Genomic DNA, 23,906 nt, shown 5'->3' with positions numbered 1-23,906 from the left:
GCGCTACTGCGCGAACTGCTTGACCATGCGGTACATGAACTCGCGGCCGTCATAAAGCCGCGGGATCGCCACGCGCTCGTCGAGGCCGTGCGCGCGCGCATCGCTGGGCTCCGAGAAGATGCCCGAGACGCCGTACATCGGGATGCCGATATTGCGCATGAAGCGGCTGTCGGTCGCGCCGGTACTCATCGTCGGCACCACCGGGATGCCGGGCCACATCTGCTGCGTGATCGAGTCCACCACCTGCATCACCTCGGGGCGCAGCGGGGAGGGGGGGCTCTTCAGCGGCGGATTGGTCTGCTCGACCTTCATGCGCGGCGTTTCGAGCAGCTTGCGCAGCGCGGCATCGACCTCGGCGGGATCGTCGTGCGGCAGGATGCGGCAGTTGACCGTGGCCTTCGCCGATTGCGGCAGCGCGTTCTCGGCATGGCCGGCCGTGACCTGCGTCGCCACGCAGGTGGTGCGCAGCGTCGCGTTGTAGAGCGCCGATTTCGACAGGCGGTCGGTGGCCGCTTCGTCGGGCTTGCCGGCGGCGACCGCGCGCATGTCCTCGGCCATCTGCCCGGTCTCGAACTGCGCGCTGCGCTCGAAGTACTTCTGCGTGACATCGGCGAGCTTCACCGGGAAGCGGTACTTGCCCAGGCGCTCCAGCGCGGTGCCGAGTTCGTAGACCGGATTGCCCGGCGTCGGCAGCGAGCTGTGGCCGCCGACGTCGCGCACCTCGAGCTTGTAGGTGGTGTACATCTTCTCGGCCACCTGCACGCGGTGCAGCACCGGCTTGCCGTTGTTGAGCTGGCCGCCGCCGCCTTCGTTGATGCCGAACTCGGCATCGAGCAGCGCGCGCTGGTTGTTCACCAGCCAGAAGGCGCCGTTGGTGGGCACGTCGCCGAGTTCCTCGTCGGCCGTGAGCGCGAGCACGATGTCGCGGTTCGGCTTGAAGCCCTCGCGCTTGAGCTGCGACAGGATCGAGACGAACGAGGCGGCCATCGCCTTGTCGTCGGACGAGCCGCGCGCGGTGAAGTAGCCGTCGTCTTCCTTGAGCTTGAAGGGGTCGGTCTTCCAGTCGGAGCGGCGCGCCTCGACCACGTCGATGTGGGCCAGCAGCAGCAGCGGCTTCTTCGCGCCCGTGCCCTTGTAGCGGACGACGAGGTTGCCCTTGTTCGGGTACGGCTCGAAGAGCTGGATCTCGTCGGCCTTGAAGCCTGCATCCAGCAGGTGCTTGCGCATCGCCTGCGCGGCCTCGGTGTTGTTGCCGCTCAGGTGCGTGGTGTTGATCTCGACCAGCTCCTTGTAGATGTCATGGAATCGCTGCTGCTCGGGCGTGAGCGGCGGCAGCGGCGCGGGTGCTGCCGCTGCGGTTTGGGCACCGGCCCAGGAAGCGGCGCAGAGCAGGGCGGCGGCGGCGCCAAGTCGTACCTTGTTGTTCATCTGTCTGAAGTCTCCTTGTTGATCGCTGAACACGGCCTTGCACCGTCCTGTCGGCACAGGCGCGGGGCAGTATAGGGTCGGTGGCGATCAGCCCCGCCGCGGCCGGGCGTAGGCGAGCGCGGTGAATTCGTCGAAGCTCGGCAGCGGCCAGTCGACGTCGCGCGTGAAGCGATAGCTGTCCAGCCACGCGCGCCAGCATTCGAACTGCGGCGGCGAAGGCGCCACCTGCGGGCGCTGCTTCTTCAAGAGCGCCAGCGCCTCGAGCGGCGGCAGGCCGCGATGCACGAGCAGGCACAGCGCGAGCGTGGCCGAGCGCCCGATGCCGTACTCGCAATGGACCAGCACGCGCCGGCCCGCGTCGAGGAACTCGTTGGCAAAGCGGATGCCGTATTCGAGGTCCGGCGTTTCCACCGCGCACATGTCCGCCGTCGGAAGATGCAGCAGCGTGATCCCGTGGCGGCGCATCACCACGGGATCGGGCACCGCCTCGCCGCGCAGGTCGATCACGGCGGCGACGCGATGCTCGCGCGCGAGCGCGTCCGCGCGTTCGAGCGGAAAACTGCCGCCGACCGCGAGTTGGTCCGTGATCCAGCTGAGGTTCGGCTGCCAGACGCTCATCTAGAAAACTCTATGCCGATTCGCCTCGGCCACGCGGCCGGCGTGGACAAACGCTGCCTGCATGCGGCGGCATTCGGGCTCAGGCATTTCCCGGCCGGTGATGCGCCTCGTAGAGGCGCTGGCAGGGCACGCAGCGCTCGCTGGAGGGCTGCACCTCCAGCCGCTCGCGAGGGATCTGCACGCCGCAGTCGATACACCGCCCGTAACTTCCGTTACGCATCCGCTCCCTGGCATCGGCGATCCGGCGCAGTTCGAGCGCATCGCGCAGCGCCTCGCCGTCACGCACGGCTTCGAGGGTCCGGGCTTCGGCCTGGTCGGCGGTGTCGCCGGCTTCCAGCGGCGGCAGGCGCACCGCTTCCTCCATCGCCTCGCTGTTGATGGATGCGAGTTCGGCCGCCAGCTCCGCCTCTCGCCGGTCGAGCTTCTTGCGCAACGAAGCCAGTTGCTTTTCGCTGAGCCCGGTCATGTCCTTCTCCTTGAGTTCGAATGCGCCATCTGGCCCGAAGCACGCGGGCGCCGCCTTCGGCGTGGTTCCCGTGCGGGGGTCAGTCCGCGCCGACAGAAAGTCCCGGATTCCGCCGACTCCTGCGCGTGCCTGCAAAATCCGGTCCATGACGACCCCGCTCGACTTCCATAACCCGTACCGCCACGGCTTCGCCCGCGTGGCGGTCGCGGTGCCGCGCAATCGCGTCGCCGATCCCGTGTTCAACGCCGCCGAGACGGTCCGGATGTACCGCGAAGCCGCGGCCAAGGGCGCGGTTCTGGTGGCGTTCCCGGAACTGGGGCTCTCGGCTTACACCTGTGACGATCTGTTCCACCAGGCGGCCTTGCTCGATGCCTGCGAGTTGGCGCTGCAGACGGTGGTCGAGGCCTCGCGCGACGCGAACGCGGTTGCGGTGGTGGGGCTGCCGCTGCGGCTCGATCACCGGCTCTTCAACTGCGCGGCCGCGGTGGCCGGCGGACGCGTGCTCGGGGTGTTCCCGAAGACCTATCTGCCGAACTACGGCGAGTTCTACGAGGCACGCCAGTTCGCTGCCGCCGATTCCGCGCTCGCGACCGAGATCGAGCTGTTCGGCCAGCGCGTGCCCTTCGGCACCGACCTGATGCTGCGGGTGCGCCAGTTGCCCCTCTTGAAGCTGCACGTCGAGATCTGCGAGGACGTGTGGGTGCCGATCCCGCCGTCGAGCCATGCGGCGCTCGCCGGGGCGACGGTGCTGGTCAACCTGTCGGCCTCGAACATCACGATCGGCAAGTCGGCCTACCGGCACCAGCTCGTGAGCCTGCATTCGGCGCGCTGCCTGGCGGCCTATCTCTATTCGTCGGCGGGCATCGGCGAATCGACCACCGATCTCGCCTGGGACGGGCAGGCGCTGATCTACGAGAGCGGCGAGATGCTGGCCGAGAGCGAGCGCTTCAGCAACGAGTCGCACATGATCTGCGCCGACGTGGACCTCGAGCACCTGTCGCGCGAGCGCATGCGGCAGAACTCCTTCGGCGTCTCGGCGCAGAAGCACCGTGCGGTGCTGCAGGCATGGCGCACCGTGGATTTCGATCTGGAGATCCCCCAGCCTGCGTCGCACGGGCTGCTGCGCAAGGTCGAGCGCTTTCCGTACGTGCCGGCCGACGCCGCGCATCGCGACGAGCGCTGCCATGAGGTGTTCAACATCCAGGTGCAGTCGCTGGTGCAGCGCATGGAGGCGGCGGGCATCAGGAAGCTCGTCATCGGCGTCTCGGGCGGGCTGGATTCGACGCATGCGCTGCTGGTGTGCGCGAAGGCGGTGGATCGCCTTCGCATCCCGCGCGCGAACATCCTCGGCTACACGATGCCGGGCTTCGCGACCAGCGAGCGCACGCTGGGGCAGGCGCATGCGCTGATGCGCGCGGTCGGCTGCACCGCGCAGGAGATCGACATCCGCCCGAGCTGCACGCAGATGCTGATCGACCTCGGCCATCCCTTCAAGGACGGCTTGCCGCAGTACGACATCACCTTCGAGAACGTGCAGGCGGGCGAGCGCACCAGCCATCTCTTCCGGCTCGCAAACCATCACGGCGGCATCGTGGTCGGCACCGGCGACCTCAGCGAGCTCGCACTCGGCTGGTGCACCTACGGCGTGGGCGACCACATGTCGCACTACAACGTGAATGCGAGCGTGCCCAAGACGCTCATCAAGCACCTGGTGCGCTGGGTGGCCGAGAAGAACGAGATCGGCGCGGAAGGCAGCCGCGTGCTCGAAGCCATCGTCGACACCGAAGTGAGCCCCGAACTGGTGCCGGCGACCGCCCCGGCAGGCTCGAAAACGCAGGCGCAGCCGGGCCAGCGCACCGAGGACACCATCGGCCCCTACGAGCTGCAGGACTTCCATCTCTACTACACGCTGCGCTTCGGCTTCAGGCCGACGAAGGTGGCCTACCTGGCCTACCAGGCCTGGCACGACCGCACGCTGGGCGCATGGCCCGACGCGCTGCAGGCCGAGCGCAACGCCTACGGGCTGGCCGAGATCCGGCGCCATCTCGGCACCTTCCTCTATCGCTTCTTCAAGACCAGCCAGTTCAAGCGCTCGTGCGTGCCGAACGCGCCGAAGGTCGGCTCCGGCGGCTCGCTCTCGCCGCGCGGCGACTGGCGCGCGCCGAGCGATTCGGAAGCGGCGGTGTGGATGGCCGATCTGGACGGCATCCCGCTCGAAGCGCCCCCGGCCAAGGGCTGACCGGCCGATCGCGTCCGGCCTCAGCTCGCAGGAAACTGCTCCGGCATCGGCTCGCCCTCGGCGGGCCGGGGCGGCGCCTGCTCGGCCTGCCTGCGCCGCCGCTCCTGGCCGAGCTCATCGATCATCCGTTCGCCTTCGGGATCGGGACCGTCCAGCGGCACCGACTCCTCGAAGGTCAGCTCCGGCTCTTCGTTGAGCTCGTCGGGGTTCAGCGGGGGCGGGCGGGTGTTGGTGGTGTTCATCGTGGTCTCCATCGAAAAGCCCGACGCTTGCATGCTGCCGCCTGCCGCAGGCAGGGTCAATGTCCGGAGCGGCTGTCGGCGGAATCCTGCGCCCGTCCGGGGAGCCCGGTGCATCGGGATGTTGGCCTACGCCGAATCGTGCCTTGTGGCCTGCGCGCATCGCGCCGAAGGCCGGCTAGCTTGGCGGCATGACCAGCGTGCGAAAGGGCCAGGCGCCCGACCGGATGTCGCGTGAAGCGTTTCATGTGCGCTTCGCGCAGCCGTTCTTCGATCCGGCCTTCGCCGCGGAGCGCGAGGCGCTCGACCGGCTCGAGGACATCGCATGGACGGCCTACAAGGAGGAGCGCAAGTCGCCCGTGACCCGCAAGGCCGGCGAAGGCTTCGCGGACCCCGAATACGAGCTGTCCGCTGAATGGCTCGACACCCGGGCGCGGCTGCGCAAGGCGCAGGACGCGTGGAGCGACGCGGCCACGCCATCGCGCGTGCTGCTCATCAATGCGTCGCCGCGCAACGACGGGACCTGCCCCGGCGAGATGTCGAAGACCTGGCGCATGCTGCAGCTCGCGAAGTCGCAGCTCGATGCGCCGGGCCTCGAGTGCGATGTGCTGGACCTGAGCCTGCTCGCCTCGGACTACGCGCGCAAGATCCACCCCTGCAAGGGCTGCGTCTCGACCGCGATGCCGCTGTGCCACTGGCCGTGCAACTGCTACCCCAACCATGCGCTGAACCAGACCGGCGACTGGATGAACGAGATCTACGAGCGCTGGGTCGCCGCGCACGGGATCATCCTGTTCACGCCCACGCACTGGTACCAGGCCGCGAGTCCGCTCAAGCTCATGATGGACCGGCTGGTCTGCGCCGACGGCGGCAACCCCGATCCGACCACCACCCATGGCAAGAACGCCGAGGAAGCCAAGGCGCTCGAAATGAGGGGATGGGACTATCCCAAGCATCTCGCGGGCCGCGTCTACGGGCTCGTGGTGCATGGAGACGTGGCCGGTGTCGAGGACCTGCGGCGCAACCTCGGCGACTGGCTGGACTGGATGGGTCTGGTCGATGCCGGCGTGCGCGCCAGGCTGGACCGCTACGTGGGCTACTACGCGCCGTACGCCACCAGCCACGAGGCGCTCGACGCCGACGCGCCGATGCAGGAGGAAGTACGCAATGTCGCGCGCGCGGTCGCGGATTCGGTGGCGCTGCTGCGCGCCGGAAAGCTCGAGACGCCGGGCCAGAAGCTCAGGCAGCCGCGGCCCAAGTGAAGCGAATTGCTTCAGTTGGTGTGCGCGCCATCTTCGCGTCACCGGCCCGGCGTAGACTGTCCGCATGCTCCTACGCAGCGTCGAGGCCTTTCGGGATGTCTTGCGAAGCGCCGGTGTCGAAGAGGCGCTCGCCTGGCTCAACTCGGGCGTGCCGCACCGGTTCAGTGCGATCTACCGCTTCGAGGGGGCGCTCCTGCGCAACGAGTTCCTCTTCGACAAGAAGGGCGCGGCGCCGCCCGCCTACCTGCTCGCCGTGCCGTTCGAAGTGAGCTTCTGCCAATTCGCGCTGCGCGACGGTTCGTTCCGCACCGACAACTCGGCCGTGGACGAGAGGCTGCGCGAGCATCCCTACCGGGGCGTCGTCGTGTCCTACCACAGCGTCCCCCTGATGACGCCGGACGGCGATGTGTGGGGCACGATCTCGCACTTCGACACCGAGGCGATCCACCTGGTCGATGAAGAGTTCGAGCTGCTCAAGGCGGCGGCACTGGAGCTCCCGGCGTTTCTCTGACGGTTCAGCGGATTCAGCGGGCCATGAGCCCGATCACGAAGGCGTTCACCAGGTCGATGAAGAAGCCGCAAACCAGCGGCACCATGATGAACGCCCGCGGCGCGGCGCAGCGCCATCAGCACGCTGTTGTAGTCGAGGCGGGCGCGCTCCTCGTCCTCGTAGTGCCCGCCGGGTGGGAGCACTGCCTCGGCCGACGACACGAGGCGGTAGCGGCGCAGCAGGAAGGCCGCGATGGGGCCGCCGACCGCGCAGGCCGCGATCAGCCCCGCCATGTTGCTGGCGAGGCCGAGGGTCTCGGCGTTGGCGATGCCGAGCTCGCGCGCGAAATGCGGCGCCCATGCGAGCGTGGTGCCCACGCCGCCGGTCAGCGCGATCGAGCCGGTCAGCAGGCCGGCGCGGTGATCGAGCCCGAACGCGCTCGCCATCGCCATGCCGACGAGGTTCTGCAGCACGATGAATCCGCTCGAAAGCGCCACCAGCACCACGAGCGGCCGGCCGCCCTGGCGCAGGGTCCGTACATCGGAGCCCAGGCCGATCGCCGCGAAGAAATACAGCAGCAGGTCGTCGCGCACGCCGAGCTGGAAATCGACCTTCAGCCCGATGCCGAGATACAGCGCGCTGACCACGGCGATGCAGACCAGCCCGCCCATGACCGCCTCCGGGATGCTGTAGCGCCGCAACAGTTCGAAGCCCCGGGTGCATGCCTTGCCGACGAAGAGCAGCAGGATCGCGATCGTGAAGCTGACGTAGCCGTCGAGGTGGAGATCGTGTTGCAAGGCGGTGTTCCGTTCGATGCGGGGACGAATGCCGCAGGAGCATAGCGGGGCGCCCGTGGAGCGGGACCTCGTCCTGCGCATCCATGGCATTTCGTCACGGAGGAAGCTCTTGGCCGCGCGGTCGTGTAGATTCTGGTCAATTGCTCCGAAAATTCCCGCTACTGGTCGAGCCCATGTCTGCCGTCCCCTCCCATGAAGAACTCGCGAGCCTCGGCGAAGAGGAACTGATTGCCTATGCCCAAGGCTGGCGCGCGCGTGCCTCGCGCGGCGACAAGTCGGCCTACGGCGTGGCGCACGCGCTGGAAGTCGAACTGCGCAGGCGACAGAGGACCAGCCAGCTCCAGGAACTCGCGATGAAGCCGCCGGAGCCGCCACGCCCCTGGTGGAAGCGCTGGGTCACCGGAAGCTGACGGTCCGCTGGTTCGGCGGGCCGGGATCAGGGCTGCTGGAGGATTTCCATTGCCTTGTTGGCATCGGCCAATGAGTCCAGTCCCACATAGGCAACGAACTGCTTGCCGATGACGGAGGCCGAGAACCCGCTGAGATTGATGCCACCATCTGCCAGCTTCTGCGTCAACGCCGCGGCAACTCCAGGCCGATCGGCGCCTATCAGCCGCACGCAGTGCAGACGCCGGGTGACATTGAAACCCACCAAGGCGGCGGCCCTGATCTCGGCGTCGCCCTGCAGTGGTGTAACGAACACGACCCCCTTGCCGGGCTCCTCCGGAGCTCTGCGCGCGATGATGAATTGCAGGTCCGCCCCGGCCTCGCGCAGGACCGTCAGCACCTGAGCCACGCCGCCGGGCTGGTCCGGAACGGATGCAGCCCAGACGTCCACGGATTCGACGAGAAGATCCATGGCAGATCTCCTTTCGGCAACACGAATACCCGGATGAGAATATAGATCGCGAGCGGTTCGCGAGCAAACGCGGACAGCCCCCTGCATTGGCCTGTGGGAGGATTTCGGACGCCCTGGTCTGGCAATGCACAGGGCCGAGGCCTAATATCCTTTGGCGAGCCATTCATCGAGGCGGTGCTTGCGCCGTTTCGGCCGCGGGAGACCTGGGTTCGGAGTTGCCCGCGGCGAAGTCTCGCGGCAACTGAGGAGTACGGGCTATGTCGAAAGACCCTTTGTCACCCCCAGCAGCAGACGTCTCGGAGGCCCAGATCGCCGTTCATTGGCGGGAAGAGGCACTGATCCCGCCGCCGAACCGCTTCATCGCGCAGGCCAATTTGACCGATGGGGCGATCTTCGAGCGCTTTGCCCCCGACCGCTTTCCCGAGTGCTACAAGGAGTTCGCGGACCTGCTTGACTGGTTCAAATACTGGGAGACGACACTCGATACCAGCCATCCCCCGTTCTGGCGCTGGTTCGTCGGGGGCCGGATCAACGCCTGTCACAACTGCCTGGACCGCCACCTCGTCCAGCACAAGAACAAGACAGCGATCCACTTCGTGCCCGAGCCGGAGAGCGAAGCGATTCAACACATCACGTACCAGGAGCTCTTCGTTCGCGTCAACGAACTGGCGGCCCTGTTGCGCGACTTCTGCGGCCTGAAGGCGGGCGACCGCGTGACCCTGCACATGCCGATGGTGGCGGAGCTGCCGATCACGATGCTCGCCTGCGCCCGGCTCGGTGTGATCCACTCCCAGGTGTTCAGCGGGTTCAGCGGCAAGGCCTGCGGCAGCCGCATCTCGGATTCCGAGAGCCGCGTGCTGATCACGATGGACGCGTATTACCGGGTCGGCCAGCTGCTCGATCACAAGGAGAAGGCCGATGTGGCGGTTCTCGCTGCAGAGCAGGACAAGCACCAGCTGGAAAAGGTGCTGATCTGGCAGCGTCATCCGGGCCGGTATTCGAGTCCCACGAAGCTCATCGGGGGGCGCGACTTCATCGTCAATGACCTGCTGCCGAAGTTCCGCGGCCAACGCGTCGACCCCGTGCCAATGCCGGCGGAGGCGCCGCTCTTCCTCATGTACACGAGCGGCACCACGGGGCGGCCCAAGGGCTGCCAACATTCCATCGGCGGCTACCTGGCCTATGTCACCTGGACCTCGAAGTACATCCAGGACATCCATCCCGAAGACGTGTACTGGTGCATGGCGGACATCGGCTGGATCACGGGTCACTCCTACATCGTCTACGGCCCGTTGGCCCTCGCCGCTTCGACCGTCGTGTACGAAGGGGTCCCTACCCATCCGGACGCCGGGCGTCCCTGGCGCATAGCCGAGACCCTCGACGTCAATATCTTCCACACCTCACCGACGGCCATACGCGCGCTGCGGCGCAGCGGGCCCGACGAGCCCGCGAAGTACCACTACCACTTCAAGCACATGACCACCGTGGGCGAGCCGATCGAACCCGAGGTCTGGAAGTGGTACCACGGTGTCGTCGGCAGGGGCGAAGCGGTGATCGTGGACACCTGGTGGCAAACCGAGAACGGCGGATTTCTTTGCAGCACCGTGCCCGGGATCCACCCGATGAAGCCTGGCAGCACCGGACCCGCCATCCCCGGCATTCATCCGGTGATCTACGACGACCAAGGCAATGAGCTGGCCAGCGGCTCGGGCAAGGCGGGCAACATCTGCATCCGCAACCCCTGGCCCGGCGCTTTTCAGACCATCTGGAAGGACCCGGAGCGCTATGTACGCCAGTATTACTCGCGCTTTTGCAGGGATCCCCAGAGCAAGGACTGGCGCGATTGGCCCTATATGGCCGGCGACGGCGCCGTACAGGCGGCGGACGGCTACTACCGCATCCTCGGGCGGATCGACGATGTGATCAATGTGGCCGGGCACCGGCTCGGCACGAAGGAACTTGAGTCGGCCGCGCTGCTGGTGCCCGAAGTGGTCGAGGCCGCAGTCGTTCCGGTCACCGACCAGGTCAAGGGCAAGGTGCCCGATCTCTATGTTTCACTGAAACCCGGCCTGGCGGCATCCGATGAGATCGCGAGCAAGGTGGTGGCGTCGGTGGTGTCCGAAATCGGCGCCATCGCGCGGCCGCGCCACGTCATCATGGTCCCGGACATGCCCAAGACGCGTTCAGGGAAGATCATGCGTCGTGTGCTTGCCGCGATCTCGAATGGCCAGGACGCTGGTGATGTCTCCACGCTTGCCAATCCGGAGGTCGTGGACACGATCAAGGGGCTGGTCAAGTAGGCCTGCTACGCCCGTGCGGGGCAATCGGGGCCTGATATGAATCAAAACGAGGCGCTCTTGGCCATGGCTGCGCTCGCGTTCTCCACGAACGAGGTCGCAGTTTCCGATGCCGAAGTCCAACGGCAGTTGGAAGGCATTGCCCGCGAACTGAGCCTCAGGTTGCCCCTGGGAAACGCAAGCGCGCTGATTGTCTCGGTCACCGCTGGACCCGGGCGGCGGCTTACCTACGGGGTGGCGTCGCACTTGCTCGCCAAGGAATGGACCGAGGAGCAGAAGGCCCACCATCGGGAGGTCAAGCGAAACCTCTATTGCTTCGACCGGGACATGAAGTTTTTCCGGGAACGAGGGGTGACTGTTGTCTTCTCCGTGGCTGACGAAGATGGAATCTGGATCGACGACGCCGCCACAGGGCCAAGCGATTGCAGATAGTGCGTGGCCGCGCATAGGGGCAGCTTCTGGCTACGAGGCCTTCTGGACATAGCGCAACACCACTGCCCCCGAGCCGAACTCCTGCCGACTCACCAGCTTCAGATCGACGAACTTCGACAGTCCCGCGAACAGTGTCGGCCCGTGGCCCACGAGCCTCGGGTGCACGATGAACTCGTATTCGTCGATCAGTCCAAGCTCTGCCAACGCCAGCGGGAGCTTCACGCCTCCCACGAACAGCCCTTTGCCCGGCTGCTGCTTGAGTTGCCGGACGGTACTCTCCAGATGTTCCCCGCGCACGAGCTCGGCGTTCCAGTCCACCTGCTCCAAGGTGCTTGAAACGACATACTTCCTGGCCGCGTCGATCGTCCGGGCGAACGGCTCCATCCAATCGGCCATCCAGTCGGGCCTTGCATGCGCTTGCGCCACCGGCCGCCACGCGGCCTCCATCATTTCGTAGGTGACCTTGCCAAATAGGATGGCATCGGCCCGCGAGAGGTTCTCGGCCGCGTGACGATGCAACTCCTCATCCGCGATCACGACACGATGATCGCAACATCCGTCCAATGTGACGTTGATGGAATACCGAAGGGCCCGCATTCGATGAGCGTGCCACGATCGAGGTTGGATTGGAAGTGGCGGGGCTCAATCGTCCGCTTCGGAATTCCCGCCTCTATGGACGGCTAGGGCAGACTTGGTCCGCTGGAATGATCAGGTATTGGGACGCGCCACCATAGCGACAGACCATCATCTGCTTCTTCTGAGTATTTCCAGTGGGTGCGTAAGTGCCGCCCCCGCTGGGGACGAGCGCAGGCCGGGCTTGATAGGTGTTTGCCTTTTGCTGGTAGGACTGCTGGCCACTCTGGATCGCGTTCTGTATCGCAGCGTCTTGAGGCGCGGCCTTTTGTGGGCTCACGGGGGCGCACCCTGCGAGCGCTGTCAAACAGAGCAATGCGAGGACTTTCATGATGACCCTCCTCCGAAACCCCGAGACTATTTTCAAGCGCTGGTACTGGGCCGACAACGACTTCGCACCATGTCCCAAGCAAAATAGGCCAAAAGTATCACTGACGCTCAGATTGGTAAATAAGTCGAACGCTCAATTTATTTCTCTTCGTTGTTCACATATGGTCACGCAGCCTGGTTGAGCGGCACTACGCCCCTGCACGTAGCGACACTCCGCCGGTTCAGCAGCCGGTCTTGGAGATAACTGGAAGAAGGAGCGGCCTGCGCACCCCGTTCGTACAGCGCCTCACCGAGCTGCACGCCTCGTACAAGCATATGAACAAGGGGAATCAAAGTGACCGACGTACTTGTCTCCACCGATCTCGAAGAGCTTCACCGCGCGAACCTGGGTTTTGATCGGCGCCCTCGCCGAGTGGTTTTGATGTAGCGCATCCCGCCGGTTGGATGTCGTCAGCAAAGGGGCCGGCCGACCACATAGCTCTCGCTGACTACATCCAGGAAAGCGGTCCGATCAGACCGCTGACTCATTCCTGGTACTCCACCCGCTCGCTGCCACGCTCATTGCCATGACGAAAATCTGCGAGACGTGCCACACCGCAAACCGGGACGGGGCCAAGTACTGCCGAGGGTGCGCAGCGCGCTTCAGCGGCATTCGAAACCCAGCCATCTCCTCGGATGGGCGCCTGCTCGAGGGAAAGGCGCCAAAAGCTGCAAGAACGCCGATACCCGAAGTCGAACTGCCTGCGCACGTGATCCCACCTGTGCGAGTGCGGGCGGTGACGACGAGCGAGTATTTCGTCGCACCGCACACAACCAGAAGGGGGAAGTTGACTGCGCGACTGGCTCTTCCTGCCGGACTCGATGTGAGCGTCGTACTGCTCCTGATCGGCGTTGTCCTGCTGAACGCGACGTTCGTGGGCTGGTACTGGCACCACAAGGCCAACAGGAGCTTGGCTGCGCCGCGCGAGGTACTACAGATCCGGCCTCTGCAGGCTCCGCTTTCGGCACCGGCAGAGAGCTCGCTGCTGACGTCAGCGCCGGCTGCAGGCGTTGCGACCACCGATCAGAATGTCGCGCCGACACCATCGCAGCAAGAGGCCGCGCTTGCAACGCAGGCCGATGCGTCTGCACTGGCTCAGCCGCAAGCGGCGGCATTCGAGGAACACCCGTCCGACACGCATGGTCCTTCAGATACCGAAGGAACGGCCGAGCCAAAGAGTTCCGACGCGCAGGTTTCCGGTGCTCGCACAGCACAAGCACTGGCGTCAGTGCGGGAGCGTCGCGCAAGCGCTATGCCCCACGACAGGAATCTGGCCTCGGCCGCGTCGGGCACAACCAGCCGAGGTCGTCAAGCGTCGGCCATGCCAGGCGTCGCATTGATCCGGCCGGCCATACAGCCGGAGCAGTCCGCTGTCGGCACGACCGCGACGGCAGCGAAGCAGACTGCACCGACGGAACGGGGCGCGGCAGCGGCTGCCAGCAACGGGGCACGCTGCGATCCGTACAACCCCTTTGGCGAAGCCATTTGCGTGAGCCCTCCTGTGCTGGGCACGCAAACGCCGAGTTCTCATGGCACCGTCGCACCGACCGGTCAATCCGCCGGTGGGATAGCCGTGTCCAACGGTACAACCACGTCAGGGGGTCTCGTAGTGGCGAACAGCCCAGCTGATCCGGGCGGCGGCGGATCTGGCGGAGGTGGTGGGGCCGGAGGTGGCGGGGCCGGAGGTGGCGGGGCCGGAGGTGGCGGGGCCGGAGGTGGCGGGGCCGGAGGTGGCGGGGCCGGCGGAGGTGGGGCCGGCGGAGGTGGGGCCGGCGGAGGTGGGGCCGGTGGAGGCGGGGCCGGTGCAGGTGGGGCCGGTGCAGGTGGGGCCGGTGCAGGTGGGTCCGGTGCAGGTGGGTCCGGTGCAGGTGGGTCCGGTGCAGGCGGGTCCGGTGCAGGCGGGGCTGCTGGAGGCGGGTCCGGTGCAGGCGGGGCTGCTGGAGGCGGGTCCGGTGCAGGTGGGTCCGGTGCAGGCGGGGCTGGTGGCGCCGGTGGTGGCGGAGCCGGCGCCGGATCTGGCGGCGGAGCGGGTGGCGGTGGACCTGGTGGCGGAGCGGGTGGCGTTGGGGGCGCACCTGGTGGAAACGGCCGATGAGGCAGCCAAGTCTTTTGTTTGTTGCCAGTGTTAGTCGCCGCCGCAATAAGCGACCACGACAGGAGCACCGCGTTTGCGCACGGGCCCAAGTGGACGATCGGTGCAACGCGATCGGCGAAGCCCGCGCTCAGGTCCAGTCGAACATGCAGGTGGATAGCAAAGATCACCGGATCGTGACAACATTCGGGAGCCTAATGGGTGGTGCCGATGCGCAAACAAAGCGGACGCCCTCGCACCTGGTCCTCAAGACACCAAAAAAGGAGAATGCTGTGGAACGTCGCAAGATTTTCATCATCGCTGCAGCGCTTACCTCGTTGCTGGCCAGCGGCGCGTACGCGAAGGACAAGGCCGCGGAGCGGACCGAGATCAAGGCAAAGGCCACGCAGGCGCTCCAGGACTTCTACAAGGCCGACGCCAAGATCAAGGACGCGGTGCACAAGGCCCCCGGCTACGCTGTGTTCACTACCTACGGCTTGAGCTTCGGCCTTGGCGGGGCTGGCGGAAAGGGCGTGGCGCACGACAGCAAGTCCAAGAAGGACACCTATATGAACATTGCGCAGGCAAGCGCAGGCCTGCAGGTCGGGGCATCCGATACACGCTATCTCTTCATCTTCAAGGACGCCAAGTCGCTCGCCGACTTCATCGACAAGGGATGGGATGCCTCTGCGGGGGCTGGCGCGGGCGCAGGCACCGGCAAGGATGAAGCGAACGTCAAGGCAGGCGCCGTCGCTTTCACGGGCGGCGAGGCCTATGTGCTGACGAAGGCAGGACTTCAGGCGGGAGTCGCCCTTGGAGGTTCGAAGGTCTGGAAGGACAAGGATCTGAACTAGGGCAAGAGGCGCGATCGTAGGTGGCGCGCCAAGCGCCGCCCTTGATGGATGCGTTTGATGTCGGGCATTCCGGATTGGACGTCCGGAACCGAGTGCACTTCGGTCTTCTGATGCCGTGCCTCCCAAAGACCGCTTTCGCAGCAACCCGCGACTCAGTTCGGCCACATTCTGTGCTGCGCGGGTCTGCGCGCGCAGCCGGCCTGTTCAAGCATCTGCGATTCTTGCGCGACCATCACCGGCGCATCGCGCGGGTGGCGCTCGCCGCCGACAGCCGGCTGGCCGAAATTGCGCCTCGACGGGCGGCTCACTTCGTGGCCGCCGACGTGCGCAAATTTGACTACGACGAACTCGCCCCGACCCACGCTGCGTTGGAACCCAAGAGACAGGAGTGCGGCATGTTCAACTGGCTCATGATCTTCGTTCCCATCTCCATCGCCATGGAGCATTTCTATCCGCATCAGCACTTGTTCGTGTTTCTGACGGCCTCCTTCGCCATCCTCCCGCTGGCCGGCTGGATGAGCCGCGCTACCGAACATCTGGCGGAGCGAATTGGTGAGGGCATCGGCGGCCTGCTCAACGCCACGTTTGGCAACGCGGCCGAACTGATCATCGCATTTGCCGCACTGCGGGCGGGCCTGCACGATGTCGTCAAGGCCTCCATTGCCGGCTCGATCATCGGCAACATCCTGCTGGTGCTGGGCGCGGCCATGTTTGCCGGCGGCCTGGGCCATTCGGAGCAGACCTACAACGCCGCAGGCACGCGCTCGCAGGCCACGCTGCTGACGCTGTCCGCCATCGCGCTGGTGCTGCCCGCCGCCTACAGCGCCGCGGTGGGCAGGGGCATCACGCAAGGGATGCCGGGGCTGTCCGCCGGCTTGGCGCACAACGTGGTGCTGTTGAGCGTGTCCATCGCCGTGGTGCTGCTCGCGGTCTACGGGCTGTTCCTGGTGTTCTCGTTGATTACGCACAAGGCGCTGTTCGTCGGCTCGGTCGCGCATGTAGCCGCGGGCGACACCCCGCCGCCGTGGTCGGTGCAGAAATCGCTGCTCATCCTGGCGGCGGCTACGGCCGCCATCGCCTGGGTCAGCGAAATACTCGTCGGCGCGATCGAGCCGACCGCGCACGAATTCGGCTTGAGCCGTGTCTTCGTCGGCGTTTTCGTCGTGGCCATTCTCGGCAACGCCGCCGAGCACGCCAGCGCCATCACCGCGGCGATGAAAAACCGAATGGACCTGTCGCTCGCCATTGCCATCGGTTCGAGCGTGCAGGTCGCGCTGTTCGTCGCTCCCGTGCTGGTGCTCGCGAGCCTGTGGGTGGGACCGGGGCCGATGGATCTGGTGTTTCCCAGCGGTCTGGTGGCGACGGTGTTGCTGTCGGTTCTCATTACTGGACAGGTCGCCGGCGATGGCCGCTCCGACTGGCTGCGCGGCGTGCTGCTGCTCGCCGTGTATCTGATTTTTGGTCTGGCGTTCTTCTTCGTGCCTGGCGTGCCCGGGCATTGAGCGTTGCCGCTCATTGCCGACACACCACGGTCGCCGGCGTGCCGAGCATGCGGCCCGCGTAGGCGACCGCGTAGCCGGCGTTTCCGCCAGATGATGAAACGAAGCGCCGTGCACCACGGGCTTTGTACATCTCACAGGCATGGCCAATGCCACGGGTCTTGAACGAGCCGCTGGGCTGCAGCAGTAGCTTTGTTCGGATGTTCCCGCTGTCGCGAAGTCCGGCGTCGGCCATCGCATGGTCAGCGTTGCTCGCAGGCGCGCCCATTGAGTGGCCGGCCAAGGCGACCAGGCACCCTCACCAAGACGGGCGCGATCGGGGTGTAGCGCCAAGGTGTCCCAGGGATGGTGTTGCGCCGCGGCTGGTGATCCGCAATCATTGCATGATGATCGCACCCGGTGCACTCGCCAGGCCGTTGCGAATGGAGCCGAGGCGCCATCACGATCTCTACTACTCGAGACACTAAAAATGAGCACTCCCGAGACTCGCGACTCTCAACTAGGCGGTGCATACACGTCCCCGAAGCACGAGGTGAGTTCGGTTCGGCTGCTGACCAGTGGACCGAAGGTTCAAGCACGCGAGTTCGTAGTCGAAGCCGGCCAGAGGATCAAGTGGCACTCTCACTCGAAGATCACTGATTGGTGTTTCTGCCTTGAAGGTGTAGTCGTTTTTGAGGCGGCGGACACGGAAAGCGGAACTTGTCGCGAGCAGTCGCTTCAAGCTGGTGAACACTGCGTGATCAAACCCGGCATCGTCCATCGCCTGCGTGCTGGGTCGACCGCCCTTTGCCGGTACCTACTGGTTCAGGCCGGGGACAAGTACGACTTCAACGAAGCCACGGACGCTTGGCTGCCGTCCTGACAACGACGTAGCGGCCGATCGCACCGCCGGCACACCGGTGTCGGTCATGACCGTGAACCGGCTCCTGTCACGAGTCGTGAAGCGGCACACTGTCCACCTGCGGCTGCCGAATTAGGGTTTCGATTCAAGGTCCGCAAGCGTCTCGATCTCTCTATCAAAGAACACGCCCTCCAGGGTTGGCGTTGTGTGTCGGCTTCCAGCCTGCGAGTCGCCCATCTTCGAAGACCACCTCTCCAACTTCCATCGTCGCGGGCCAGTACCACCAGTCCCTCGCAACGCTGTCCGCGAGCCCAGCAAATAGGTGCATCGAGCGCATCCTGGATTGAGTCCGAGATCACGGAGCTTCAGCCTGGCTACCCCAAAGGGAGCGACCGCTGCAACGTCAGGGCTTGACGAACTTGAGTACGAACTCATCCTTGGGTTGCGGCGGCTCCGGCGTGTTGCGGTCGCGCGGGTCAGACGGATTGCGCAGGAAGTAGCCTTCGGAGGCGAGCTTGAATCCAGCCTGCTCGACTTCCGCGCGCAGGAACGCTTCCTCGATTCGGTGAAGTGTTCCTGATTCGGAGATGCCCGTGCCGGGCCGCCCCGAATGGTCCGCGATCACATACATGCCGCCCGGCTTCAGTGCAGCGAACACCGCACGGTTCACCGCGGCGCGGTCGATCCCCAGGTGGCCGAAGTCGTGGTAGTTGAACATCAGCGTGACGAGGTCGAAGCAGTTCGATGCGCATCCTGGCGGCGCAGGATCCGCGAAGGGGCGCACGACGGCGACGATGTTCCCCGCGTTCGGATTCTTTGCGCGCTCCGCCAGCGCGACGGGCGACGGCCGCGGTCCACCGCCGGCGCGGGTCGGAGCACCCGCGAGCATGGCCATCGGCGGCGCGGCGCCTTCGGGCTGCGTCGGCCGGCTTTCCGGTGGACGCGGTGGGCTTTGTCCGTAAACGCGGCCGGTCGGGCCGACGGCGCGTGCGATCAACTCGGTGGTGTAGCCGCCGGCAGCGCTCAGGTCGAGGGCCGTCATGCCTGGACGCACGCCGATGAACATCAACATCTCATGCGGCTTGCGCCGCGCGTCGTTCACGCGGTCGGCATCGCTGCGGTCCGGGCTCGCGACGATCTCGGCAATGCGATCCGGCGACAGCACGGCCGCTTCGGGCGCATGTCGCCCCGGGGCCGTGCATGCGGCGAGCGCCAGCGTGACGCAGGCCGCGATGACCGCGCGGCCCAGTGATCGACGGGCTGCAATGATTTGGCAGCTAATGGGCATGTCTGGGCCTCGTTTTCTTTCATGGGTTGTGACTGGCGCGCTGCGTCGCATGGCGCGCTCGGAAGAGATGGTGGCTCTTCACGGCGCCGTTGTCTAATCCGAGCTTTGAAGACAGCCGCACGCAAGTCCATGATTCATCGAGACATTCTTGAAATGTGTGGGTGTGCTACTGGGAACAGACGGGGTTCACGCCGAGCAGCTTGAAGGCCTTGGCCTGGACTGGCGTGGGGCGCGTGGTGATGACGATCTTGGCGTTGGGGTTGAGGCTGGTGGAGGTGATGTTGTAGGCCACGGTGGCCAGGTCCTGCAGCAGCGTTCGAAAGCTGTGCAGGGGCGAGCCGTCGTCGCCTCGCTTGGTGGCGTCCTTGGCCTTGGCGTGTTCGCTGCGCAGCGCCTTGTTCACGGGTGAGGCGCGAGCGGCCTGGGCCTGCTCGATGAACTCGTCATCGAATAGCATGGGCTTGAGGCACTCGCGCATGTGCCACTCCACGTAGTAGGCCAGCATGCATAGCAAGACGTGGGCGCGCACGCGCTCGGTGTTGTAGTGAAAGACCGGGCGCACATGCAGGTCGATGGTCTTCATGCAGCGGAAGGCCCGCTCGACATGGGCCAGGCTCTTGTAGGCGGCGACTGCGGCGGGGCCATCGAGTTGTGTGGCGGCCAAGCTCGTGCGGATCACGTACAGGCCGTCCAGCGCGGCCTCGGCGGCAATGGCGTCGGTCTTGCGCGTCCACCTCAGCGCGGTGTCGGTGATGGTCAGCTCCAAGTGCTTGGCCATGTGGAAGCGCTCGATGACGCGCCCCACGCGCAGGGCGATGGCCTGTTCGCCGCGCAACGGGTTGCGCGCCCGTTGCGTGGCCGCGGCAATCTTGCCGAGATCGGCCTCGGTGGCGGCAAGCAACTCGCCGCGCTTGCGCGCACGCTCCTCGGCCAGTGCGGGGTTGCGACACACGATCAGCCGCTCGCCGGGGAAGTGCTCGCTCGTGAGCTCGATGAGGTTGCGCTGGTCGAACAGGGATGGCTGGAAGGGGCCCTGCTCGGCGGCCAGCAGCGCGATCTGCGGCGCGCGCAGGCTGCTGACCCAGTCCATGTCCTGGGGCTTGAGCACCTGCTCGATGCGTGCGCTGGTGAGCATGCCGCGATCGCCCACCCAGGCCAGGCGCTGGATGCCGAAGCGCTCCTTGAGCTTGGCCACCTGTGAGGCCACCGTGGCCGGGTCAGCCGTGTTGCCCTTGAACACCTCCACCGCGATCGGGCAGCCTTCGCTCGTGCACACCAGCCCGAAGACGATCTGCGGATCGTCACGCTTGCCGTCGCGTGAATGGCCCCGGGCGGCCAGCTCGCAGCAGTGTCCCGTCAGCCAGGTCGAGGTGAGGTCGTACAGCACCAGCGTGCTGCCCACCAGGTGCTTGCGCGCCAAGGCCCGCTCCAGGGTGGGCTGCGCCTCGTGCAGCCAGTCCAGGGCGCGGTACAGGTCATCGGCCTGGCATTGACCCACGCCCAGCACGCGGCCCAGCGAGCTGGTGGCGGTGTCGTCGTGCAGCATGCGATGCGTGGCGAGCTTGGAAGCGGGTCCCAGCACGCGTGCGCACAGCATGGCCAGCAGCACCGATCGCAACTGCTCGGGCGCGCTGGCAAACCACTTCTCGGCCCCACAGGCGCGCGCCGCGCCGAGCACGGCGGCCACATGGCCGTGGGGCAAGCTGCGCTCGATGGTCATGACCGCGTCGAGCGACTCGACGGCCACGCCGCCCTTGAGCAGGAGGCGAAAGTGCTCGACCAGTTGCGCATCCCAGTGCGACAGGTTGGCCAGGGTGCGCTTGACGATCTTGCCGCCTTCGCGATAGCCCTCGCGCAGCAGCACGGCGGGCGGGGAGTTGCGGTTGGGGACGGTCTCGATGTACATGCGTTACATGGTATTCAATGAAGCCGTATTTACAAGGAAAACATACACCATTTACATGGGAACACAATCGGCCCAAAAAAAGGCGCGAACCCGCGCCAATGCTCGCTCTGCCGAGCTTCAGTCTTCAAAGCTCGGTCTAATCCCGCGTGACGGCGGTGGCCTGCACGCCGAATTGAAGCTGACAAACCGCGGCTGACCTGGCGTTAGTACAAATGGAGTGCGATGGGCCACTCGTTGAGCGGACCGGTATTTGCGCTGGGCAAATGGACCAGGGTTGCCGACACTCGGGCATGCTCGGCGCATCGCATCGGAGTGTCCTGACTCGCGGCAAGCCTCGTCTGGAGCATGGCGGCGCCACGTTCACCATCTCGACCGTTCCGCACGGGCATCAGCTGCGTTCGCGGTAGTTGAGTGACAACTGCGGCTTCGCTCACCGTCGACTGTCGGCTTCCGCTCGAAGTAACTTTCCTGAGGCACTCGGCGCAACACGGGTCAAGGTTTCTCGGATGCATAGTGCGCTGTGTGCATGCGACGCAGAACGGCTTTCTGGATCTTGCCCGTGGCAGTCTTGGGCAGGCTGTCCACCACGATGAAAGATTTGGGGCACTTGAACGGACTCAACCTCGTTCGCAGGCGTTCCGACAGCGCCGCCTCGTCGATGGATCTGCCCTGGCGAGGCAAGACGACGGCAGTCACGGCTTCTGTCCAGCGCGCATGCGGCAGCCCGATCACCACGACTTCGGCGATGTCCGGATCGCATTCGTACAAGGCCTTTTCGACTTCGATCGAGGCGATGTTCTCGCCGCCGCTCTTGATCACGTCCTTGAATCGATCCTTGAACCAGAGAATCCCGTCCGGGTCGAAACAGCCTGCGTCGCCTGAATGAAACCAGCCATGGCGATATGCGGCGTCTGAGGCGTCCTGGTCACGGAGGTAGCCTGACAGGGCTTGCGGGCTGCGGTAGACGATTTCTCCCGACTCCCCGGGCGGCAGCAATCGGCCTTCCTCGTCCATGATGCCGACCTGAACGTTTGCGCCCGGTGTGCCCACGGCGCCGGGATGGCTGAGTTGATGCTCAGGTCGGAAGAAGGTGGCGACCGGACTCATTTCTGTCTGCCCGAACATCAGCGAGAAGCCGCAGTCGAAGGTCTCGATGGCGGCGCGCAGTTCATGGTCCGGCATGGGCGCCATCGCATAGACAGCCAGACGCAAACTGCTGGCGTCTCGCGGCCGCGCACGCTGCGCCTCGACCAGTGTTCGGTACATCATGGGCAGCCCAAAAAGTACTGTCAGTCGCTCGCGCTCGATCAGATCGAGCAAGCGATCGGCCTCGAACCCGGGCAGGATCACCAGCGCGCCTCCGGCGGCGATAGCCGGGGTGCAAATCGCATTGAGCTGCGCCGTATGGAACATCGGCATCATGGCCAGCACGCGGTCCTTGGCCGTCATCCCGGTGTCGATGGCGGTGCCCAGAGACTCCAGGTAGATCGCCAGATGACTGCCGACCACGCCTTTGGGAGCGGAGGTCGTGCCGCTCGTATACAGATACGACAGTGGTGCGCGATCTTCGATGGTCAGCATCGGCACGTGCGATGGCTGACCCTCGGCCAGCTGATCGAATGCCGTCCGGGGCAAATCAACCGGCCAACGCGGCACCTCCTGTTGCCCACCGATGGTGAACACCTCCCGCAGGGCTTGCTTGCGGTCCAGACCGGTCGCGAACTGGTCCAGCAGCGCACCAGCCACCACAGCCCCGCGTACACGGGCATGGTCGAGCACGTACGCCAGTTCGAGGTGCTTCCAGAAAAGGTTGATGGGCACACAGACCACGCCAATCTTGGCGCACGCGAAATAGGTCGCCAGGAATTCCGCACTGTTGCCCGACATCAGCGCCAGCGCATCACCGGGCACGAATCCGCGCGCGAGCAGGCCGTGCGCAATCTGGTTGGACCACGCCTCGAACGAGGCATAGTCGAAGCGCCTTTCACCATCGACAACGGCATCCTGGTGAGGCGTCCGGGCTGCGCTGCGCGTCAGCAAATCCCCCACATTCACGCGCCTCGCGAAGTCGGCGCCTGCACTGCTTTGCGTCATGTCTGTCTCCGACTTCGAACATTTTCCTGGCTTAGGGTTGAACGCAACTGGCCTTCCTTGACAAATCAACGCTTGAGCAGTTCGTCGCTGATGATGATCTTGCGAACCTCGGTCGTGCCGGCGCCGATCTCCAGCAGCTTGATGGCGCGATAGAGCCGGTTGACTTCGGACTCCCAGATGTAGCCCGCGCCGCCGTGGATCTGCACGGCCTCGTTCAGCACCTTGTTCATCGTCTCCGCGGCATACATGACCGACGCGGCGGTGATCATGTGGATGTCGCCGCGTCCGCCGCCGCCGATCTCCAGGTCGTTCGCCGCAGCAGTACGCGCAGATGGTGCGCGCCGACACCGAGCGCTGGGGCAACCTGGTGCGAAGCCTCAACCTCAAAGCCAACTGATCCGGTTCAAGCCATGCCATTTGCCGATTCGCGGGGGCGCCGCATCTACTACGAACGCCACGGCCAGGGACCGGCCGTGCTCTTCCTGCACGGGGCCGGCTCGAACGCCGCCACCTGGTGGCAGCAATTGCCGGTGTTCAGTCCGGAACACACCTGCCTGACGATGGACATCCGCTGCTTCGGCCGGTCGGTGGCGCCGCTCCATGAGTTCTCGCTGGAGAACTTCGCCGCCGACGCGATCGCGGTCCTCGACCAGGAGCGCATCGATCAGGTGCGCATCGTGGGCCAGTCGCTCGGCGGCATGATCGGGCTGAAGACGGCGCTCACGCATCCGCAACGTGTGACCGCATTCGTGGCTTGCGACAGTTCGCTCGCCATCGATCATCCGGTGCTGCTGGGCATCCTGGAGAAGCGCCAGATCAGCCAGCGCGCGGCCTCCATCGAGCAGCGTTCTCTGGGCCGCTGGTTCCTCGAGACACACCCGGACAAGGCGGCGCTCTATGCGCAGATCAATCACTTCAACCCGAGCACGCATTCGGTGGCCGCGGCGGATTGGGGCGCCACGCTGGCCTCGTTGATGCAGCCCGGGCGCGTCATTCCGATGGCGGCGTTGCAGGACGTTCGCTGCCCGACGCTTCTGCTGGTCGGCAGCGAGGACCCCATCGTTCCGGTGGCGGTCGTGAACGAATTGACCGGCTGGATCCTGGGCAGCGAAGTCGCGGTGGTCGCCGATGCCGGGCACTCGACCTACTTCGAGAAGCCGGTCGAGTTCAACCAGCACGTGCTGGATTTCCTGCGCCGTCGTGTCAAATAGACTTTCCCTGCC

Annotated in this window: 22 protein-coding genes and 1 pseudogene; 11 read left to right on the top strand and 12 right to left on the bottom strand. The window is 65.6% G+C overall.

Annotated features, from left to right (window positions below):
* Positions 1-3: 3 nt before the first annotated feature.
* From VAR608DRAFT_RS05165 to VAR608DRAFT_RS05155, 3 genes are all read right to left on the bottom strand, one after another.
* Positions 4-1,428 (bottom strand): M20/M25/M40 family metallo-hydrolase, encoded by a 1,425-nt coding sequence (locus VAR608DRAFT_RS05165; protein ID WP_088953089.1) that lies wholly within the window; start codon positions 1,426-1,428, stop codon positions 4-6.
* Between the two features lie 87 nt (positions 1,429-1,515).
* Positions 1,516-2,046 (bottom strand): protein-tyrosine phosphatase family protein, encoded by a 531-nt coding sequence (locus tag VAR608DRAFT_RS05160; RefSeq protein ID WP_088953088.1) that lies wholly within the window; start codon positions 2,044-2,046, stop codon positions 1,516-1,518.
* Between the two features lie 79 nt (positions 2,047-2,125).
* On the bottom strand, positions 2,126-2,659 hold the full coding sequence (locus tag VAR608DRAFT_RS05155) for a TraR/DksA family transcriptional regulator (protein ID WP_231973249.1): 534 nt from the start codon (positions 2,657-2,659) through the stop codon (positions 2,126-2,128).
* Here VAR608DRAFT_RS05155 and VAR608DRAFT_RS05150 point away from each other — a divergent pair.
* Entirely contained in the window at positions 2,658-4,751 is a 2,094-nt protein-coding gene (locus VAR608DRAFT_RS05150; RefSeq protein WP_088953086.1) for an NAD(+) synthase, read from the top strand. The two genes, VAR608DRAFT_RS05155 and VAR608DRAFT_RS05150, sit on opposite strands and share 2 nt — an antisense overlap.
* Before the next feature lie 20 nt (positions 4,752-4,771).
* Here the strand turns inward: VAR608DRAFT_RS05150 and VAR608DRAFT_RS05145 are convergent, their stop codons facing one another.
* The gene (locus VAR608DRAFT_RS05145) at positions 4,772-4,993 is read right to left on the bottom strand and encodes a hypothetical protein (protein ID WP_157730652.1); all 222 of its coding nucleotides are present in this window, start codon (positions 4,991-4,993) and stop codon (positions 4,772-4,774) included.
* Positions 4,994-5,181: 188 nt separating this feature from the next.
* On the opposite strand from VAR608DRAFT_RS05145, the gene VAR608DRAFT_RS05140 reads away from it, so the two are divergent.
* Positions 5,182-6,252 carry a flavodoxin family protein gene (locus tag VAR608DRAFT_RS05140; RefSeq protein WP_088953084.1) on the top strand — a complete coding sequence of 357 codons (1,071 nt, stop codon included), beginning with the start codon at positions 5,182-5,184 and terminating at the stop codon, positions 6,250-6,252.
* A 369-nt stretch (positions 6,253-6,621) separates the two neighbouring features.
* Here the strand turns inward: VAR608DRAFT_RS05140 and VAR608DRAFT_RS05130 are convergent, their stop codons facing one another.
* Positions 6,622-7,539, bottom strand: coding sequence for a sodium/glutamate symporter (locus VAR608DRAFT_RS05130; protein WP_231973247.1), 918 nt, complete (start codon positions 7,537-7,539; stop codon positions 6,622-6,624).
* Between the two features lie 173 nt (positions 7,540-7,712).
* Here VAR608DRAFT_RS05130 and VAR608DRAFT_RS05125 point away from each other — a divergent pair, with 173 nt between their 5' ends.
* Entirely contained in the window at positions 7,713-7,949 is a 237-nt protein-coding gene (locus VAR608DRAFT_RS05125) for a hypothetical protein (RefSeq protein ID WP_088953081.1), read from the top strand.
* Positions 7,950-7,975: 26 nt separating this feature from the next.
* Here the strand turns inward: VAR608DRAFT_RS05125 and VAR608DRAFT_RS05120 are convergent, their stop codons facing one another.
* Positions 7,976-8,398: an ACT domain-containing protein gene (locus VAR608DRAFT_RS05120; RefSeq protein WP_088953080.1), complete on the bottom strand. Its 423-nt coding sequence runs from the start codon at positions 8,396-8,398 to the stop codon at positions 7,976-7,978.
* Between the two features lie 257 nt (positions 8,399-8,655).
* Between VAR608DRAFT_RS05120 and acs the strand changes: the two genes are divergently transcribed.
* Both acs and VAR608DRAFT_RS05110 read left to right on the top strand, forming a co-directional pair.
* Entirely contained in the window at positions 8,656-10,698 is a 2,043-nt protein-coding gene (gene acs / locus VAR608DRAFT_RS05115) for an acetate--CoA ligase (RefSeq protein ID WP_088953079.1), read from the top strand.
* Positions 10,699-10,734: 36 nt separating this feature from the next.
* Positions 10,735-11,127: a hypothetical protein gene (locus tag VAR608DRAFT_RS05110; RefSeq protein ID WP_157730650.1), complete on the top strand. Its 393-nt coding sequence runs from the start codon at positions 10,735-10,737 to the stop codon at positions 11,125-11,127.
* 30 nt (positions 11,128-11,157) lie between these two features.
* On the opposite strand, the gene VAR608DRAFT_RS05105 is transcribed toward VAR608DRAFT_RS05110, so the two are convergent.
* The gene (locus VAR608DRAFT_RS05105) at positions 11,158-11,724 is read right to left on the bottom strand and encodes a dihydrofolate reductase family protein (RefSeq protein ID WP_088953077.1); all 567 of its coding nucleotides are present in this window, start codon (positions 11,722-11,724) and stop codon (positions 11,158-11,160) included.
* Positions 11,725-13,785: 2,061 nt separating this feature from the next.
* Between VAR608DRAFT_RS05105 and VAR608DRAFT_RS37565 the strand changes: the two genes are divergently transcribed.
* The 3 genes from VAR608DRAFT_RS37565 to cax all read left to right on the top strand — a co-directional run bounded on the left by VAR608DRAFT_RS37565 (position 13,786) and on the right by cax (position 16,557).
* Entirely contained in the window at positions 13,786-14,259 is a 474-nt protein-coding gene (locus tag VAR608DRAFT_RS37565; RefSeq protein WP_197700475.1) for a hypothetical protein, read from the top strand.
* Positions 14,260-14,314: 55 nt separating this feature from the next.
* A complete protein-coding gene (locus VAR608DRAFT_RS05095) occupies positions 14,315-15,055 on the top strand; it encodes a YSC84-related protein (protein ID WP_157730648.1) in 741 nt (246 codons plus the stop codon).
* 221 nt (positions 15,056-15,276) lie between these two features.
* The gene (cax, locus tag VAR608DRAFT_RS05090; RefSeq protein ID WP_231973244.1) at positions 15,277-16,557 is read left to right on the top strand and encodes a calcium/proton exchanger; all 1,281 of its coding nucleotides are present in this window, start codon (positions 15,277-15,279) and stop codon (positions 16,555-16,557) included.
* Positions 16,558-16,579: 22 nt separating this feature from the next.
* Here the strand turns inward: cax and VAR608DRAFT_RS05085 are convergent.
* Positions 16,580-16,789: pseudogene (locus VAR608DRAFT_RS05085) on the bottom strand (pyridoxal-phosphate dependent enzyme); the annotation flags it as partial.
* Between the two features lie 234 nt (positions 16,790-17,023).
* Between VAR608DRAFT_RS05085 and VAR608DRAFT_RS38450 the strand changes: the two are divergent.
* Positions 17,024-17,416, top strand: coding sequence for a cupin domain-containing protein (locus tag VAR608DRAFT_RS38450; protein WP_088953074.1), 393 nt, complete (start codon positions 17,024-17,026; stop codon positions 17,414-17,416).
* A 382-nt stretch (positions 17,417-17,798) separates the two neighbouring features.
* On the opposite strand, the gene VAR608DRAFT_RS05075 is transcribed toward VAR608DRAFT_RS38450, so the two are convergent.
* Positions 17,799-18,683, bottom strand: a complete 885-nt coding sequence (locus VAR608DRAFT_RS05075) for a class I SAM-dependent methyltransferase (RefSeq protein WP_088953073.1) — start codon at positions 18,681-18,683, stop codon at positions 17,799-17,801.
* A gap of 166 nt (positions 18,684-18,849) precedes the next feature.
* Positions 18,850-20,589, bottom strand: a complete 1,740-nt coding sequence (locus VAR608DRAFT_RS05070) for an IS1634 family transposase (RefSeq protein ID WP_088953072.1) — start codon at positions 20,587-20,589, stop codon at positions 18,850-18,852.
* Here VAR608DRAFT_RS05070 and VAR608DRAFT_RS36760 point away from each other — a divergent pair.
* Positions 20,582-20,785, top strand: coding sequence for a hypothetical protein (locus VAR608DRAFT_RS36760; RefSeq protein ID WP_157730644.1), 204 nt, complete (start codon positions 20,582-20,584; stop codon positions 20,783-20,785). The genes VAR608DRAFT_RS05070 and VAR608DRAFT_RS36760 overlap by 8 nt on opposite strands.
* 296 nt (positions 20,786-21,081) lie before the next feature.
* Here the strand turns inward: VAR608DRAFT_RS36760 and VAR608DRAFT_RS05065 are convergent, their stop codons facing one another.
* The gene (locus VAR608DRAFT_RS05065) at positions 21,082-22,683 is read right to left on the bottom strand and encodes an AMP-binding protein (RefSeq protein WP_088953071.1); all 1,602 of its coding nucleotides are present in this window, start codon (positions 22,681-22,683) and stop codon (positions 21,082-21,084) included.
* A gap of 65 nt (positions 22,684-22,748) precedes the next feature.
* Positions 22,749-22,952, bottom strand: a complete 204-nt coding sequence (locus VAR608DRAFT_RS05060) for an acyl-CoA dehydrogenase family protein (protein ID WP_088953070.1) — start codon at positions 22,950-22,952, stop codon at positions 22,749-22,751.
* Positions 22,953-23,093: 141 nt separating this feature from the next.
* Here VAR608DRAFT_RS05060 and VAR608DRAFT_RS05055 point away from each other — a divergent pair, with 141 nt between their 5' ends.
* Positions 23,094-23,894 carry an alpha/beta fold hydrolase gene (locus VAR608DRAFT_RS05055; RefSeq protein ID WP_088953069.1) on the top strand — a complete coding sequence of 267 codons (801 nt, stop codon included), beginning with the start codon at positions 23,094-23,096 and terminating at the stop codon, positions 23,892-23,894.
* Positions 23,895-23,906 lie beyond the last annotated feature (12 nt).

Origin of the sequence: Variovorax sp. HW608 (genome assembly GCF_900090195.1) — a bacterium.
GTDB lineage: Bacteria > Pseudomonadota > Gammaproteobacteria > Burkholderiales > Burkholderiaceae_C > Variovorax.
This window is presented reverse-complemented; position numbering and strand designations above follow the sequence as displayed.